Origin of the sequence: Pseudomonas sp. P5_109 (assembly GCF_034009455.1) — a bacterium.
Lineage (GTDB): Bacteria > Pseudomonadota > Gammaproteobacteria > Pseudomonadales > Pseudomonadaceae > Aquipseudomonas.
In genome coordinates this window covers 1,451,747-1,468,003 of record NZ_CP125380.1, presented here as the reverse complement: position 1 = coordinate 1,468,003, position 16,257 = coordinate 1,451,747, and the positions used below count along the sequence as shown (strand labels likewise).

General features: G+C 58.9%; 13 protein-coding genes. 8 read left to right on the top strand and 5 right to left on the bottom strand.

Annotated elements, in window-relative coordinates:
* Positions 1–66 precede the first annotated feature (66 nt).
* The gene (locus QMK54_RS06440) at positions 67–1,416 is read right to left on the bottom strand and encodes a spinster family MFS transporter (RefSeq protein WP_110658096.1); all 1,350 of its coding nucleotides are present in this window, start codon (positions 1,414–1,416) and stop codon (positions 67–69) included.
* 374 nt (positions 1,417–1,790) lie between these two features.
* Between QMK54_RS06440 and QMK54_RS06435 the strand changes: the two genes are divergently transcribed.
* Positions 1,791–2,156: a YkgJ family cysteine cluster protein gene (locus QMK54_RS06435; RefSeq protein WP_110658094.1), complete on the top strand. Its 366-nt coding sequence runs from the start codon at positions 1,791–1,793 to the stop codon at positions 2,154–2,156.
* A gap of 147 nt (positions 2,157–2,303) precedes the next feature.
* Positions 2,304–4,520, top strand: a complete 2,217-nt coding sequence (locus QMK54_RS06430) for a putative bifunctional diguanylate cyclase/phosphodiesterase (protein ID WP_277749437.1) — start codon at positions 2,304–2,306, stop codon at positions 4,518–4,520.
* On the opposite strand, the gene QMK54_RS06425 is transcribed toward QMK54_RS06430, so the two are convergent.
* Positions 4,477–5,373: an NAD(P)-dependent oxidoreductase gene (locus QMK54_RS06425; protein ID WP_320402231.1), complete on the bottom strand. Its 897-nt coding sequence runs from the start codon at positions 5,371–5,373 to the stop codon at positions 4,477–4,479. The two genes, QMK54_RS06430 and QMK54_RS06425, sit on opposite strands and share 44 nt — an antisense overlap.
* 196 nt (positions 5,374–5,569) lie before the next feature.
* On the opposite strand from QMK54_RS06425, the gene QMK54_RS06420 reads away from it, so the two are divergent.
* Complete coding sequence (locus tag QMK54_RS06420; protein ID WP_110658088.1) at positions 5,570–7,768, top strand: hypothetical protein; 2,199 nt, start codon at positions 5,570–5,572, stop codon at positions 7,766–7,768.
* 263 nt (positions 7,769–8,031) lie between these two features.
* Here QMK54_RS06420 and QMK54_RS06415 read toward each other — a convergent pair whose 3' ends face one another.
* Positions 8,032–8,337, bottom strand: a complete 306-nt coding sequence (locus QMK54_RS06415) for a DUF2288 domain-containing protein (RefSeq protein WP_110658086.1) — start codon at positions 8,335–8,337, stop codon at positions 8,032–8,034.
* A gap of 351 nt (positions 8,338–8,688) precedes the next feature.
* Here QMK54_RS06415 and QMK54_RS06410 point away from each other — a divergent pair, with 351 nt between their 5' ends.
* The 5 genes from QMK54_RS06410 to QMK54_RS06390 all read left to right on the top strand — a co-directional run bounded on the left by QMK54_RS06410 (position 8,689) and on the right by QMK54_RS06390 (position 13,692).
* Complete coding sequence (locus QMK54_RS06410) at positions 8,689–9,816, top strand: branched-chain amino acid ABC transporter substrate-binding protein (protein WP_110658084.1); 1,128 nt, start codon at positions 8,689–8,691, stop codon at positions 9,814–9,816.
* 233 nt (positions 9,817–10,049) lie between these two features.
* The gene (gene livH, locus QMK54_RS06405; protein WP_110658082.1) at positions 10,050–10,973 is read left to right on the top strand and encodes a high-affinity branched-chain amino acid ABC transporter permease LivH; all 924 of its coding nucleotides are present in this window, start codon (positions 10,050–10,052) and stop codon (positions 10,971–10,973) included.
* A complete protein-coding gene (locus QMK54_RS06400) occupies positions 10,970–12,226 on the top strand; it encodes a high-affinity branched-chain amino acid ABC transporter permease LivM (RefSeq protein WP_110658080.1) in 1,257 nt (418 codons plus the stop codon). Before livH ends, QMK54_RS06400 begins: the two co-directional genes overlap by 4 nt.
* Positions 12,223–12,990: a high-affinity branched-chain amino acid ABC transporter ATP-binding protein LivG gene (livG, locus tag QMK54_RS06395; RefSeq protein ID WP_057716103.1), complete on the top strand. Its 768-nt coding sequence runs from the start codon at positions 12,223–12,225 to the stop codon at positions 12,988–12,990. Before QMK54_RS06400 ends, livG begins: the two co-directional genes overlap by 4 nt.
* Positions 12,991–13,692 (top strand): ABC transporter ATP-binding protein, encoded by a 702-nt coding sequence (locus QMK54_RS06390; RefSeq protein WP_034146751.1) that lies wholly within the window; start codon positions 12,991–12,993, stop codon positions 13,690–13,692.
* Between the two features lie 43 nt (positions 13,693–13,735).
* Here QMK54_RS06390 and QMK54_RS06385 read toward each other — a convergent pair whose 3' ends face one another.
* A complete protein-coding gene (locus QMK54_RS06385; protein ID WP_223588473.1) occupies positions 13,736–15,067 on the bottom strand; it encodes an IS4 family transposase in 1,332 nt (443 codons plus the stop codon).
* 229 nt (positions 15,068–15,296) lie between these two features.
* On the bottom strand, positions 15,297–16,205 hold the full coding sequence (locus QMK54_RS06380) for a LysR family transcriptional regulator (protein WP_110658078.1): 909 nt from the start codon (positions 16,203–16,205) through the stop codon (positions 15,297–15,299).
* Between the last annotated feature and the right edge of the window lie 52 nt (positions 16,206–16,257).

Sequence of the window (16,257 nt, the reverse complement as noted above, 5' to 3'; positions counted from 1 at the left end):
AGTGTTGACCACATAACCTGTGAACAACACTAACCACTGTGGGAGCGGGCTTGCTCGCGAAGGCGGTTAAGCAGTCACCGCAGAACCTTCAGGCTCAACCACCGCCACCAACCCTTCCTTCATCCGCTTGGCATCGCGCACGAAACACCGCGAAGCCAGGAACAGAAACACCACGGTGAACAACAGCGCCACCGGAATCAGGTACATCGCATCGTGCAGGCCGACCGCTTTAAACGCCTCAGTCATCTGCTCGGCACCCGCAGCGAGCATCGCCGTGTGGGCGAAGTGATCGGACAAAGCCCCGACCACCACCGGCCCCAGGCCACCGCCCAACAGGTACAGCCCGGCAAAGAACAGCGCCATCGCCGTCGCCCGCAAGCGCGGCTCGACCACGTCCTGAATCGCCGTGTACACGCAGGTGTAGAAGTTGTAGGCGAACAACCAACCCAGGCTAAACACCGCAACAAACACACCGATCTCGATGCGCCCGGAATGCAGTGCCCATGCGGTGCAGACCGTCGAGATCACCAGGCTGAAGGCAGCAAACAACAGCCGCCCGTTGGCGATCCGCTGGTGAATCTTGTCCGCGATCCAGCCACCGAGGGTCAGGCCGACCAGCCCGGTCACGCCGACAATAATCCCGGTGGCGACCGCGGCTTCCTGCAATGGCATCAGGAAATAACGCTGTAGCATCGGCACCAGGAACGAGTTGCAGGCATAGGTGGCGAAGTTGAAACACAGGCCCGCCATCACCAACCACAGGAAGGTCGGTACAGCCAACACCCGGCGGATCGGCCGGTCGATGTGTTCCTGCGACACCTGGACGCTCTCGGCGGCGCCGCGTTTCGGCTCCTTGATGAAAAACATGAAGATCGCGAGGATCAGCCCGGGTACCGCCGCAATAAAGAACGGCGCGCGCCAGCTATCGAAGGCCTTGACCATCGCGCCGATGGTGAAGAACGCCAGCAACAGCCCCAAGGGCAAGCCGAGCATGAAGATGCCCATGGCCCGCGCCCGACGGTGCGCCGGAAACAGGTCGCCGATCAGCGAGTTGGCGGCCGGCGCGTAGCTGGCCTCGCCGATGCCGATACCCATGCGCACGATCAGGAAGCTCCAGAAACTGCCCACCATGCCGTTGACGGCGGTCAGCCCGCTCCAGACCGCCAGCCCCCACCCCATCAGTTTGCTGCGCGAACCGGTATCGGCCATGCGCCCCAAAGGCAAGCCGGCAATGGCGTAGACGATAGTGAACGCGGTACCGATGATCCCCAACTGGAAGTCACTGAGGTGCCATTCCATGCGAATGGGCTCGATGATGATGGCCGGGATGGTGCGGTCGAAAAAATTGAACAGGTTGGCCAGGAACAACAGGAACAGGATGCGCCAGGCATTGGCCGCTTGGGTCGAGTTCTGCATGGGTCCGTCTCTTTTATTGTTATTGGGGCGTCACTGCCCCCGGACTTTGCAATCTAGACAGGCCAGGCACGACTGTCTTTCATTATTCGCCAGGCTGATACCTGCCCATGGTGCACACCCTGTGGGAGCGGCGGTGCGACGATTCGACTTGCTCGCGAATGCGGTGTGTCATTCACCCATTACATTGACTGACCCGACGCTTTCGCGAGCAAGCCCGCTCCCACAGGGGCAAAGCGTTCTAATGACGGATATTTCGCAGTCCGTCAGGTCGATGAAAAATACCTTTCGCCCCCCCTTCCCAAGCCGTTGGCGAAGCCTAGAATAGCGCCCTTGCTCCCCCCCTGCGTTTCCACTCCTCCTTACGATAATCGCCCATGTCCGAAGCCAGTCCGTGTCTGAATTGCGGTGCCTGCTGTTCTCATTTTCGCGTGTCATTTTTCTGGGGTGAATGCGCCTCGTCCGGAGGGACGGTACCCGATGAGCTTGTCGAGCCGATCAGCCCCAGCCGGGTCGCGATGATCGGCACCGGCTGCAAACCCGTGCGCTGCACCAGCCTGGTGGGAGATGTCGGCAGTACGGTGCAGTGCTCGATTTATGAAAAACGCTCCAGCACCTGCCGGGAGTTCGAGGCTTCCTGGGAAGATGGCCTGGCCAATCCCGATTGCGATGCGGCCCGTGCCGCTTTCGGCTTGCCGGCACTGCAACCTGCGTTCGAGACGCCTCAGAAGCAAATCGCCTGAGTAATAGCACTAATCGCTATTAGGCTAATGTCAAAATCATTGGCGCCAATGTGCCACTACCGCTTGCGCTCCATCCATGCCCTCTATACTCCAAGACATTCGTTGGCGCTCCTTGCGTCGGCCTGAGGGATAACGATGGGGCATGCTATGGAGTGGCTTGGTCTGCATTTCATTACCGAGCTACCAGAGAGTGGACAGGTCATACTCGATTGCACACATGACCCGTTTCTGGTGCTGCTGGCTTATCTGGTCGCCTGCGTCGGCTGTTTCGCGACACTGGACATGGCCGAACGGGTTGCTCATGCGGAAAAATCCGCGTCCCAGACGCTCTGGCGCTGGGTGGGTAGCGCGTGCCTGGCGGGTGGAATCTGGGCCATGCACTTTGTCGGGATGCTGGCCTTCCAGGCACCCATCGATCTTCACTACCAATTGCCTGTCACGGTGTTCTCGCTGACCATCGCACTGCTCGCCGCGTGGCTGGCAATGCATACCCTCAGTCTCCCGGACTTGAGTCTGCAACAGTGCTTCAAGGCATCGATCGGGGTCGGCCTGGGTATCGCAACCATGCATTACGTGGGCATGACGGCCATGCACTCCAATGCCTCGGTCTATTATCATCCGGGCCTATTTGCCCTTTCCATCGCGATTGCGATCGGTGCCGCGCTGGCAGCCTTGTTGCTGGCACGGTATCTGCGCGACGGCGCCGGGATGCTGCATCAGCTCTTCAAATACTGCGCCAGCCTGTTGCTCGGCGCGGGCATCCTCAGCATGCACCTCACTGCCATGGCCGCCTTCAACCTGGTGCTGCCCAGCGGCAGTCTGCCAACGCAGACCGGCGAGCACAGTCACCTGCAACTGGCGCTGACCGTGACGGTCATGACCCTGCTGATTATCGGCAGCAGCATCAGCGCGGCGCTGGCGGACAAGAAACTGCAACACAAGGACCATGACCTGCAACGGGTCAACTCCCTGCTCAGCCAACTGGACCAGGCGCGCATGTCGCTGCAACAGGTGGCGCACTATGACCCGCTGACCAACCTGATCAACCGCCGCGGATTCAACCAGATCTTCGCCGAAAAGCTCATCGAGAAAACCAACGAAGGCGGGATGCTGGCGGTGCTGTTCCTGGACATCGACCATTTCAAGCGGATCAACGACAGCCTTGGCCACGATGCCGGCGATGAACTGCTCAAAGTGCTTGCCGGGCACATCAAGAGCTCGATTCGCAGTCATGAGGATGTGGTCGCACGCTTCGGCGGTGACGAGTTCTGCCTGCTCATCGATCTGAATGATCGTGACGAAGCGCGACAGATGGCCCAACGCATCATGCTGAAAATGAAAGAGCCCATCGAGCTGGCTGGCCGGCGCATGGTCATGACCACCAGCATCGGCATCAGCCTGTTTCCGGAAGACGGCAAGACGTGTGAGGAACTGTTGAAGAACGCCGACCTGGCGCTGTATCAGTCCAAGGGCAGCGGCCGCAACGGCCTGAACTTTTTCAGTGCCAACCTGAAAACCCGCGCCACACTTGAGCTGCAACTGGAAGAAGAGTTGCGCCATGCCCTGCGTGAAGACACCGGCCTGATGCTCTACTACCAGCCGATCTATGACCTCAAGACCGGCCAGGTCAGCAAACTCGAAGCATTGATCCGCTGGCAGCACCCGGTCCACGGTTTCCTCGTACCGGATCGTTTCATCGCCATCGCCGAGGCCAACGGCCTGATCGCCGAACTGGACAATTGGGTGCTGCGCAAGGCCTGCGAGGATCTGGGCGAGTTGTCGCGCCAGGGCTGTGAAGAGCTCAAGATCGCCGTGAATTGCTCACCCCTGAACCTCGCGCGCGAAGAACTGGCCGATGAAATCGAGTACGCATTGCGGGCCGCCGGTGTGGCGCCCCATCGGCTGGAACTGGAAGTCACGGAAAACGCCCTGATGGGCAATATCGCCAACACACTGGTGTTGCTGCGACAGATTCGCGCCCTCGGCGTGTCGCTGTCGATCGATGACTTCGGCACCGGCTATTCATCCCTGGCCTACCTCAAGCGCCTGCCGCTCAACACGCTGAAAATCGACCGCTCGTTCATCCAGGACATCCCCAAGGCCACCCAGGACATGGAGATTGTCCAGGCGATTATCGTCATGGCCCATACCCTGCAACTGCAAGTGGTCACCGAAGGGGTCGAAACCTTCGAGCAATACCAGTTCCTGGAAGACCATGGCTGTGATTTCGTTCAGGGCTATTTGCTCAGTCGGCCGGTGCCGCTGGCCGAGTTGCTTCCGGTACTGAACGAAATCAACCAGCGCAAGCATGCCTATACCGTCACGACGCTGAGTCTGGCTCACGGTACATCTGCACTAATGTAGAGGGGTCCTTTTCAAGGAAACCCTGACTCCCATGCAAGCGCATCAACTGCGCGGCCAGACCGCTGATCGGTGTCGCCGAGCCTTGCTCACGGGAAAACTTCACCGCTGCATCCAGATCCTTGAGCAACGTGCGCACGTGCCACTTGATCGGCTCGAAACGGTTTTCAGCCATCTGCGGGGCCAGGAACTGCAAGGGTTTGGAATCGGCAAAGCCGCCCGCCAGAGCTTCGGCGATCAGGCTGGCATCAACCCCGGAACGTTCCGCCAAAGCGACCACTTCGGCAATCACCAAGGCATTGCAGGCGACGATCATCTGGTTGCACGCCTTGGTCACCTGCCCTGCCCCGACGCCGCCCATGTGCGTCACACGTTGCCCCAGGTTCAACAGCACAGGCCGGACGCGCTGCAGATCCTGCACATCACCACCCACCATGATCGCCAGGCTCCCGGCTTGCGCCCCAACCACACCGCCGGACACCGGCGTGTCGAGCCAGCCCATGCCGGTTTTACCGGCGAGTTCGGCGGCCATTTCTCGCGTGGCGTTGGGCTCCAGACTGGAAAAATCCACCAGCAGCTGGCCTTTTTTTGCCCCCTCGACAATGCCCGCCGGGCCGAACACTACCTCGCGCACGACAGCCGTATCCGCCAGGCACAACATCACCACGTCAGCGTGCTGGCACAGTTCGGCCGGGCTGGCGACCTGGCGTGCGCCAGCTTCCACCAGCGGCTTGCACTTGTCCGGGTTGCGATTCCATACCACCAGCGGATAACCCGCGGCCAGCAGGCGCTGGCACATCGGCAACCCCATCAGGCCGATCCCGGCAAACCCCAACGAAGGTAGCGTTGACATCATTTAGCCTCCTTTTGATTAAAGATCGCCAAATATTGGCCGATCCATCATGACTTAGGAAAGGATTCACTCCGAGCAATGCTCAGGCAAAAGACCAAGGCATGGTCCAAGTACGCGCTGAAAAAAGACGCGATTGTATTCCGTGACGGTTCGACGACAGTGAGTCGGCCAACCAATCAGCCCAGGTAGATGGCGAACAATGACTTCTAAAAACAACCCGGCCACTGCGGTAACCGATCTGACGTTGAGCCCCGCGGCCAACAGCCCGTCATCACCGAAGCCGTTGATTCAATCGCGCCCGTTGGCGACCCAGCAATACCTGTACTTCACCGAAACCAACACCGACCGCATCCTCGACAACCTCGACGGCCTGCGCGACATGGTGTTCCCGCGCGCACCGCACCTGGAAGGCGACAGCGAACAGCACAACGATCAGGAATTCCCGTCGGTGTGCCTGATCGGCCTGGGCCGTTGCGGCTCGAACATTGCGCTGGACGTGGCGGAGCTGGTGTACAACGCCCGCAAGTTCTACCTCAACGAATTCAACAACGAAGATCGCCTGTCGCCGGACAAGCGCTTTGCCGAAAAGGGCTACAGCCCGGCCCAGTGGATCCGCAACAACCTGCGCCTGGGCCAGAACAAGAACACCAAGCCGGTGTTTCTGGTCGAACCGCTGGTGATGCTCGGTGACCTGGACAAGGACATCGCCGGACGCATCCGCTTCTCGCGCAAGGGCGAAAAAAGCGGATTCCTGCGCGACTACAGCAAGATGAAAATCATGGACTTGTCGGAAGTCCACGCCGGTGGCGCCGGTAACGCGCCGATCCTCGGCCAGTACCTGGCCAAGATCATCCTGAACAAGGACACCCAGCGTTTCTCCAGCCCTGACTGGAAAATGATTCACTCGTACCTGATCGACAGCTGCGGTATCAAGGCCAACCAGTCGCGCCTGTATTTCTCGATCTTCAGTGCCGGCGGCGGTACCGGCTCGGGCATGGCCTCGGAATTCGGCCTGGCCCAGCAGCACTCGTACATGAACAAGACGTTCGACACCAAGCCGATGGACGAGCACGACAGCAAGAGCGGCCACTCCTTCGTCTTCGAACCGATCTTCACCAGTGGCATCTGCGTGCTGCCGAACATTTCCGACCACCGCAGTGAAATGTCCGAAGCGCTGCACATCAACGCCGGCCGTCTGCTGTGCAAATACCTGTCGGAAGAGTGGGACTTCTCCTACAACTTCGCCAACGAAGACAGCAGCGAAGCCAGCGTCATGGGCCGTATCCGCCCATGGAACGCGATGATGCTGATCTCCAACGACATCATGCGTTACGCCGAAGAGAACGATGACGGCAATATCCAGAACATTGATGTCAATGCCATGGAAAAGCATGCCAACCAATACATCTCGCAGCAGATCTTCAACATTCTGACGGCCCAGGCGGTGACCACCGACTACGACCAGAACTATTTCCGTCGTGCCGGAATCGACATCGGCGAAACCATCCGCCTGGACGCCAACGACCTGTTCATGAGCCTGGCTGGCCCGGTGGCAATTGCCTATGCCGAGTCCGTGGTGCCGGAAACCCCACCGCCGAGCAGCGACAAGTTCAAGGTGTTCGAGAAAGAGCCGCAGCGCCTGAATATCGACGACCTGTTCTTCCGCTCGATCGACCTGCCGCACTTCAACAAGGTCACCCAGGCCATCGAAGGCATCAGCCTGTTGCCGATCGAGTCCAAGCGCTATCGCGCGTCGCTGGAGCAGTACAAGAACTCCGGTTACGACGCGGCGGCCCTGCATGACCTGCACTTCTTCAAGAATTGCTCGTCGGTGGTGTCGATCGTTTCCTTGCCGAAGGACTACAAGCTGTCCTACATGGACCTGAACCGGTTGAAGACTCACCTCAACAGCCTGTTCCCCAACACCACACTCAAGCGCTACGCGCTGGTGATCGGCGCCTCGGCCAACCTGTCGCTGACCACTCTGATCGCCAAGAGCCCATGCCTGTCGGACGACTTCCTGACGCTGATCGTGGCCTTCATCAAGCGCTGCTTCGCGAAAAACCCGTACCGCTTCGACGAGACCCTGGACAACTCGATCCTGGACTTCATCATCAACGAACAGTTCGATGAAGACCGGATCGACGAGTTGCTCAACGAATTCGAGAACCCGGCGAAGATCCTCGATACCAACTGGTACGCGATCAAGCCGATGTACGAGAAGAAGTACCGTGAGCTGATCAACGACAAGGAAAAATTTGTCTCGATCAATGACATCCGCCTGTCCCGGGATTGCGTGAAGAAATCGATCAAGTATCTGCGCGAGATCTACCGTCACCGCATTGGCAAGACCAAGGTTATTTCGTTGAATAACCATACGGGCAAGACCGCTCACTAAGCGTCGCCTCATTCGCGAGCAAGCCCGCTCCCACATTCGACTCGGTTGAATGTGGGAGCGGGCTTGCTCGCGAAGGCGACTTTGAAAACCACACATATCAACATCCAGAAACAATTGAGCGGACGTTCAATTGCCCTCTCAACTGTTCCCGTTACGTTTACGTCACCGTGAGGCTGTGGCCTTTCTCTACGGCAACATGCCATCACGCTACTCGGCTACACACTTTCCCCCCTGAAAGAAGCGCACCAATCAGGTGCAACCTTTTATACCTGCGCCCTTTCCTGGACCAGAATCCACGGCGAAACAACCACGGCCCACAATTGCGGATCACGTTCAAAAAGATCCAGCGCCCGCGTTTCAGACAGCTTGGCGACCTTGTCGGCGGCCAGCCAGGCAGCCACTTTCTCGCCCTCATCGGTCGCCACGGCCTCAGCGGCGGCGATCAAATCCAGGCCGGGATCGACCCACAATAGGGCACCCTTGGCGAAGAACGGCTCCAGCTCTTTCCAGGTAATAGATGCAGTTTCACCAAGCAGCTTGGCATAGAGGGTGCTAGGTTCTTGATTCATGGGACTGTCCGGAAAAAGAAATCGACGTGAATCATAACGTCGGTGGTCTGGCAGAAAAACCCGGATGCAATTGAGTGACCGAAATGAAAAGCGCAGGAAAGCCAAGGAATGCACGGAATCCGGCTATAAGCCCCTCAATGCCCCGCCGCAATTCTGTCTTTTACTTTCAATAAAGCGACACTTGCAGGTTTTGTCCCCCGGAGCCGCCTTCCCAGGCTGACAATCGGCGCTCTACACTGTACCGGTACAGTTGCCGAGGGACTTTTCCGGGGAATGTCGCAGATATCTGACCCGGTTCTGCTGCTTTCGGCGCCAGGACTATAAAAACTACAACAGTAAGAGTGGAGCACTATGACTAAGGCTACTAAGCAGATTTCCAAACTGTTTGCCGCTATGGTTCTGGCAGGGGTTGCCAGCCATTCGTTCGCAGCTGACACCATCAAGATCGGCATCGCCGGCCCTAAAACCGGCCCTGTAGCCCAATACGGCGACATGCAGTTCAGTGGCGCCAAAATGGCCATCGAACAGATCAACGCCAAAGGCGGCGTAGACGGCAAGAAACTCGAAGCCGTTGAATACGATGACGCCTGTGATCCAAAACAAGCTGTCGCGGTCGCGAACAAAGTCGTCAACGACGGCGTCAAGTTCGTGGTCGGCCACCTGTGCTCCAGCTCCACTCAACCGGCTTCGGACATCTACGAAGACGAAGGCGTGATCATGATCACCCCGGCTGCCACCAGCCCGGACATCACCGCCCGTGGTTACAAAATGGTGTTCCGCACCATCGGCCTGGACAGCGCTCAAGGCCCTGCCGCCGGTAACTACATCGCCGACTTCGTCAAGCCGAAGATCGTTGCTGTCCTGCACGACAAGCAGCAATACGGTGAAGGCATCGCCACCGCCGTCAAAACCACTCTCGAGAAAAAAGGCGTTAAAGTCGCCGTGTTCGAAGGCGTCAACGCCGGCGACAAAGACTTCTCCTCGATGATCGCCAAGCTCAAGCAAGCCAACGTCGACTTCGTCTACTACGGCGGCTACCACCCGGAGCTGGGCCTGATCCTGCGTCAATCCCAGGAAAAAGGCCTGAAAGCCAAGTTCATGGGTCCGGAAGGCGTGGGTAACGACTCCATTTCGCAGATCGCCAAGGACGCTTCCGAAGGCCTGCTGGTGACCCTGCCGAAATCCTTCGACCAGGATCCTGCCAACGTTGCCCTGGCTGACGCGTTCAAGGCCAAGAAAGAAGACCCGAGCGGTCCGTTCGTGTTCCCGGCCTACTCGGCTGTGACCGTAATCGCCGATGGTATCAAGGCTGCCAAGTCCGAAGACGCTGCAAAAGTGGCGGAAGCCATTCACGCCGGCACCTTCAAGACCCCGACCGGCGACCTGAGCTTCGACGCCAAGGGCGACCTGAAGGACTTCAAATTTGTGGTTTACGAGTGGCACTTCGGCAAACCAAAAACTGAAGCTTCGCCTCAGTAAGGCGCTGCCTGACTGACTGCCAACAAAGCCCACGGCGTGCCGTGGGCTTTGTTTTACGAACGTATTTGGGCCGCGCTGGCGTGATCCGCCAGTCTCCCCACCTGAAAATCTCAAAACCGTCATCAGCGGTTCGCTGGCAAACCCCGGATTCGAAGTGGATGCAGATCCACGGGGCCCGGGCGGGAAAATGACTCCACCAGTGAAATGCGTATCAGGTTTTTAGGAGCGCTGTAATGCCTGACATCTATCACTTTTTCCAACAGCTGGTTAATGGCCTGACCATTGGCAGCACGTATGCCCTGATCGCCATCGGCTATACGATGGTTTACGGCATCATTGGAATGATCAACTTCGCCCATGGCGAGGTGTACATGATCGGCTCCTACGTGGCGTTCATCGCCATCGCCGGGCTGGCCATGCTGGGACTCGACAGCGTTCCGCTGTTGATGACCGCCGCTTTCCTGGCAACCATCGTCGTCACCAGTGCCTATGGCTACAGCATCGAACGGATCGCCTACCGCCCCTTGCGCGGCAGCAACCGTCTGATCCCGCTGATTTCCGCCATCGGCATGTCGATCTTCCTGCAGAACACGGTTCTGCTGGCGCAAGACTCCAAGGACAAATCCATCCCCAACCTGATTCCGGGCAACATTGCCTTTGGGCCAGGTGGCGCACATGAAGTGCTGATTTCCTACATGCAAATCGTGGTGTTCGTGGTGACCTTGATCGCCATGCTCGGCCTGACGCTGTTCATCTCCCGCTCTCGCCTGGGTCGCGCCTGCCGCGCCTGCGCCGAAGACATCAAGATGGCCAACCTGTTGGGCATCAACACCAACAACATCATCGCCCTGACCTTCGTCATCGGTGCGGCACTGGCAGCCATTGCCGCCGTCCTGCTGAGCATGCAGTACGGCGTGATCAACCCGAACGCCGGTTTCCTCGTCGGCCTCAAGGCCTTCACCGCAGCGGTGCTGGGCGGTATCGGCAGTATTCCGGGCGCCATGCTCGGCGGGCTGGTACTTGGCGTGGCGGAAGCCTTTGGTGCCGATATCTTCGGCGACCAGTACAAGGACGTCGTGGCGTTCGGTCTACTGGTTCTGGTGCTGTTGTTCCGGCCAACCGGCCTGTTGGGTCGTCCGGAGGTTGAGAAGGTATGACTAGGAATCTTAAACAGGCGTTTTTCAGCGCCTTGCTGGTGTGGGCCGTGGCCTACCCGGTACTCGGTCTGAAGCTGACCATCGTCGGCATCAACCTCGAAGTTCATGGCACCAGCGACGCCACCCTGATCACCATCGCGGTGTGCTCGGTACTGATGTTCCTGCGTGTGCTGTTCGACCAGCAGATCAGCTCGGCCTGGCGTTCGTCGCCAAGCATGCCGATGATTCCGGCCAAGGCCAGCAACTTCCTGACCCTGCCAACCACGCAGCGCTGGATCATCATCGCGCTGATCGCCGGTGCGCTGGTCTGGCCGTTCTTCGGCTCTCGCGGTGCGGTGGATATCGCAACCCTGGTGCTGATCTACGTGATGCTCGGCCTCGGCCTGAACATCGTGGTCGGCCTGGCCGGTCTGCTCGACCTCGGTTACGTCGGCTTCTACGCCGTCGGCGCCTACAGCTACGCGCTGTTGTCGCACTACTACGGCCTGAGCTTCTGGATCTGCCTGCCGATTGCCGGCCTGATGGCGGCCACCTTCGGCTTCCTGCTCGGTTTCCCGGTACTGCGCTTGCGTGGCGACTACCTGGCGATCGTGACCCTGGGCTTCGGTGAAATCATTCGTCTGTTCCTGCGTAACCTGACCGGCCTCACTGGCGGTCCGAACGGCATCAGCAACATCGAGAAACCGACGTTCTTCGGCCTGACCTTCGAACGTAAAGCCGCGGAAGGCATGCAAACCTTCCATGAGTATTTCGGCCTCGAATACAACTCGATCAACAAGGTGATCTTCCTCTACCTGGTTGCGCTGTTGCTTGCCCTGGGTGCGCTGTTCGTCATCAACCGCTTGCTGCGCATGCCCCTGGGGCGTGCCTGGGAAGCGTTGCGCGAAGACGAAATCGCCTGCCGCGCCCTGGGCCTGAACCCGACCATCATCAAACTGTCGGCCTTCACCCTCGGTGCCAGCTTCGCCGGTTTCGCCGGCAGCTTCTTCGCGGCCCGTCAGGGTCTGGTAACGCCGGAGTCCTTCACCTTCATCGAGTCGGCGATCATTCTCGCCATCGTGGTGCTCGGCGGCATGGGCTCGCAGCTGGGTGTAATCCTGGCGGCGATCGTGATGATCCTGCTGCCGGAAATGATGCGTGAGTTCAGTGAGTACCGCATGTTGATGTTCGGCGCCTTGATGGTGCTGATGATGATCTGGCGCCCTCAGGGTCTGCTGCCCATGCAACGTCCTCACATGGAGCTGCGCAAATGAGCCGCGAGATCCTTAAAGTAGAAAACCTGAGCATGCGCTTCGGCGGTTTGCTGGCGGTCAACGGCGTTGCCTTGAGCGTGAAAGAGAAACAAGTGGTTGCACTGATCGGCCCCAACGGTGCCGGCAAGACCACCGTGTTCAACTGCCTGACCGGTTTCTACAAGCCGAGCGGCGGCAGCATCCTGCTCGACGGCGAGGCGATCGAAGGCCTGCCGGGCCACAAGATCGCTCTCAAGGGCGTGGTGCGCACCTTCCAGAACGTGCGGTTGTTCAAGGACATGACCGCGGTCGAGAACCTCTTGATCGCCCAGCACCGTCACCTGAACACCAACTTCCTGTCCGGCCTGTTCAAGACCCCGTCGTTCCGCAAAAGCGAGCGCGAGGCCATGGACTTCGCCGAGTTCTGGCTGGAAAAGGTCAACCTGAAAGAGTTCGCCAACCGCCCCGCCGGCACCCTGGCCTACGGTCAGCAACGTCGCCTGGAAATCGCCCGCTGCATGATGACCCGCCCGCGGATCCTCATGCTCGACGAACCAGCCGCCGGCCTGAACCCGAAGGAAACCGAGGACCTCAAGGCGCTGATCAGCATGCTGCGTGAAGAGCACAACGTCACCGTTCTGCTGATCGAACACGACATGAAGCTGGTCATGAGCATTTCCGACCACATCGTCGTGATCAACCAGGGCACGCCCTTGGCCAACGGTACGCCGGAACAGATCCGCGACAATCCTGAAGTGATCAAAGCCTACCTGGGGGAAGCGTAAATGCTGCAGTTCGAAAACGTTTCCACCTTCTACGGCAAGATCCAGGCCCTGCACAGTGTCAACGTCGAAGTCCGCCAGGGCGAGATCGTGACCCTGATCGGTGCCAACGGTGCCGGCAAGTCCACGCTGCTGATGACGCTTTGCGGTTCGCCGCGCGCCCACAGCGGCAGCATCCGTTACATGGGTGAGGAACTGGTCGGCCAGGACTCCTCGCAGATCATGCGCAAGAGCATCGCCGTCGTGCCGGAAGGTCGTCGGGTGTTTTCCCGCCTGACCGTGGAAGAAAATCTCTCCATGGGCGGTTTCTTCACCGCCAAGGGCGACTATCAGGAACAGATGGACAAGGTTCTCGGACTTTTCCCACGCCTGAAAGAACGCTTCAGCCAGCGCGGCGGCACCATGTCCGGTGGCGAACAGCAAATGCTCGCCATCGGCCGTGCGCTGATGAGCAAGCCCAAGTTGTTGCTGCTCGACGAGCCGTCGCTGGGCCTGGCACCCATCATCATCCAGCAGATCTTCGACATCATCGAACAACTGCGCAAGGACGGCGTGACGGTGTTCCTGGTCGAACAGAACGCCAACCAGGCGCTGAAGATCGCTGACCGCGCCTACGTTCTGGAGAACGGCCGGGTGGTGATGCAAGGCACCGGTGAAGCATTGCTGACCGACCCGAAAGTGCGCGAAGCGTACCTGGGTGGCTAAGCCTTTGCGGTAAACAAAAAACGGCCTTAGCGGGTAATGCCAGTCAGTTAAGCTGACTGGCATTTTTATTTTTGATCGGATACTTCGGGGATTTGAGCCTGATGGCCCGGGGGTAAATGCGCTCCGCCCGTCGATGAGGCAGTACATACTGCGGGGCTGAGGCATGCAGCTCGGCCAGGTACTTGGGGATGTTCCCGGAGCGGTCGGCCGAGACGCTGTTGATAAACCCGAGGATCGCCCAGGTGCAGGCGGTAAAACTCATTTCACATGGGTAAATGCCGGGGCAGTGGCGACTCATTTCCACCATTTGATAGCGCAACAAGTTGTAGCCCAACAACACTCCCCATAATTCCTGCTCGATCATCTCGGGCGTTTTGCTGCGCAACGTATAGCTGCTGTTGAGCAGCGTCTGTTTCATTTCCCGAAAGCCTAATTCGATCTCCCATCGCTGACTGTACAGATCAACGATTTCGTCGGGCGGGAAGCGCAGCGGGTCGGCCATTGAGGTCAGGATCTGACATACCTTGCCTTTGACGGTTTTGCTCAGGAGTCGCGCGGTCAGACGCTCCGGCAGCCCCGGCCATTGCTTGCGAGCCTGCGGCGAAGTGCTTAACGAAACCACCGCATCCTGGCGACCCAGACGCTGAACCACTTCGTACTGCGCACCTTTGCGCAATGGCATCAGCCAATGGCGCTCGGAGCCGGCCTGCTGCCACTGGTGCAGCAAACCCAAGGAATAAAAGCCGCGATCGAACAGCGTCAACGAGTGATCGGGCGTGGTTTCGATCAGTTGTTCTGCCAGCTTCATTTCGTTGCTGCGGTAGCCGTCAAACGCACTGCCGATCAACAAGTGGCTGGTCAACTCCATTTGGCAGACCATGCGCACCTGAGGGAAACCAGTGTCGCCATGCTGGTTACTGGCCGAGTCGTAACGCGCACGGTTTTCGGGGGTATCGGGTGTTCGCCAGACGACACCGTCGACGCCCAGTAAGCGCAAACCGGCCCAAGTTGGATGAGCGGCCGCTTCATGCCAACTTTTCTGAGTCAGATCGAAGACCTGTCGTACAGCTTCGCTGCCTAATCGCTGACGGGCCTGGACTACGGCGCTGGGCGCTACCAGCGGACGCTGTCCCGGCAGCATGATGTTCATGCGGCTGACCACATCCCAGGCCGACATACGTCGAAAGAACGACATGGAGATCACGCACCAAAGCATCATTTCCAGCGGCAAACGCCGCTTGCGCAGGGTCGCTACACCGGCCTGCTCAAGTGCCTGTTCGACCAAAGAAGGGTCGAGTAAGGAATCCAATCCATCGATGGCGTTGGGAGTGGAGGCGATGTTGTGGGTCAGTTCCAGTGCCCGAGCGAGACGCATAAAAAAATCCGATGCCAGTACAGGCATCGGATTTTGATTTCTTGCGGCCAAAGGTCAAGCGAGAAGGCTTAACTGATCGGCATTAGCCTTAGCGGGCCGTTTTTTTTTATGCCATCAACCCCTGTAGGAGCCGGCTTGCTGGCGATAGCGGCGTATCAGTCAACATCTCTTTTGAAGGTTACACCGCCATCGCCAGCAAGCCGGCTCCTACAGGGGGTCGTGTTCTGGCCTATAGCCTGTCCAGCACCTCCCCACTGCGCTTGAACCACCCGATCAAATAGTCCGCCAGCACCTGCGTACGCCTGGGCAATCCGCCCTGATACGGATGCACCAGGTACATCGGCATACTGCGGGTCTGATAATCGCGCAGCAGCCAACGCAAACGCCCGTCGGCCAGCTCTGTTGGCAAACAGTAGGACGGCAGGCGCGCAATTCCGGCGCCGACCAGTGCGGCCTTTTTCAACAGGTTGTAATGGTTGCTGGCGAACGGCCCCGACACCCGCACACGCAACAACTCATGCTGCTGGTGATACAGCCACTCCTCCCGGCCGCTGTAATGGCTGTTAAGCAGGCAGCGATGCTCGGCCAGCGCCTGAGGCGTTTGCGGTTCACCGTATTGCTCCAGATAGGCCGGGCTGGCACAGGTCAGCTCTTGCCACGCCAGCAGCGGACGTGCCACTAGTCGTTGGTCAATGGCCACGTCAGAGCGAATCGCCAGGTCGAAGCCGTCGCGGGACAGATCGCGGTAGCTGTTGTTGAGCTCCAGCTCGATCTGCACTTGGGGATACTTGGCGGAGAACTCCAACAGCAAGCCATCGAAGAAAGTTTCCCCGAGCGATACCGGCACCGTCATCCGCACCGGACCGGCCATGTCGTCCTTCAATCTCGCCAGCGCCTGGCGCGCCCGCTCGACTTGCACCACCAGCGCCTGAGCCTGTGGCAACAACGCAGCACCGGCGGCGGTCAGGCTCAAGCGGCGGGTGGTGCGTTGCAGCAACACCACGCAAAACTGCGCTTCCAACTGACTGATGCGCTTGGACAACTGGCCTTTGCTGCACCCGAGCTGCTGCGCCGCCAAGGTAAAACTACCCGCTTCGATCAATACCGCAAACGCGGCCAGGTCATCCATCTCGCTCATGGATTGTTTCCATTTGAAAACCAAAGGTTGCCTATTAGTGCGCTTATCCGCA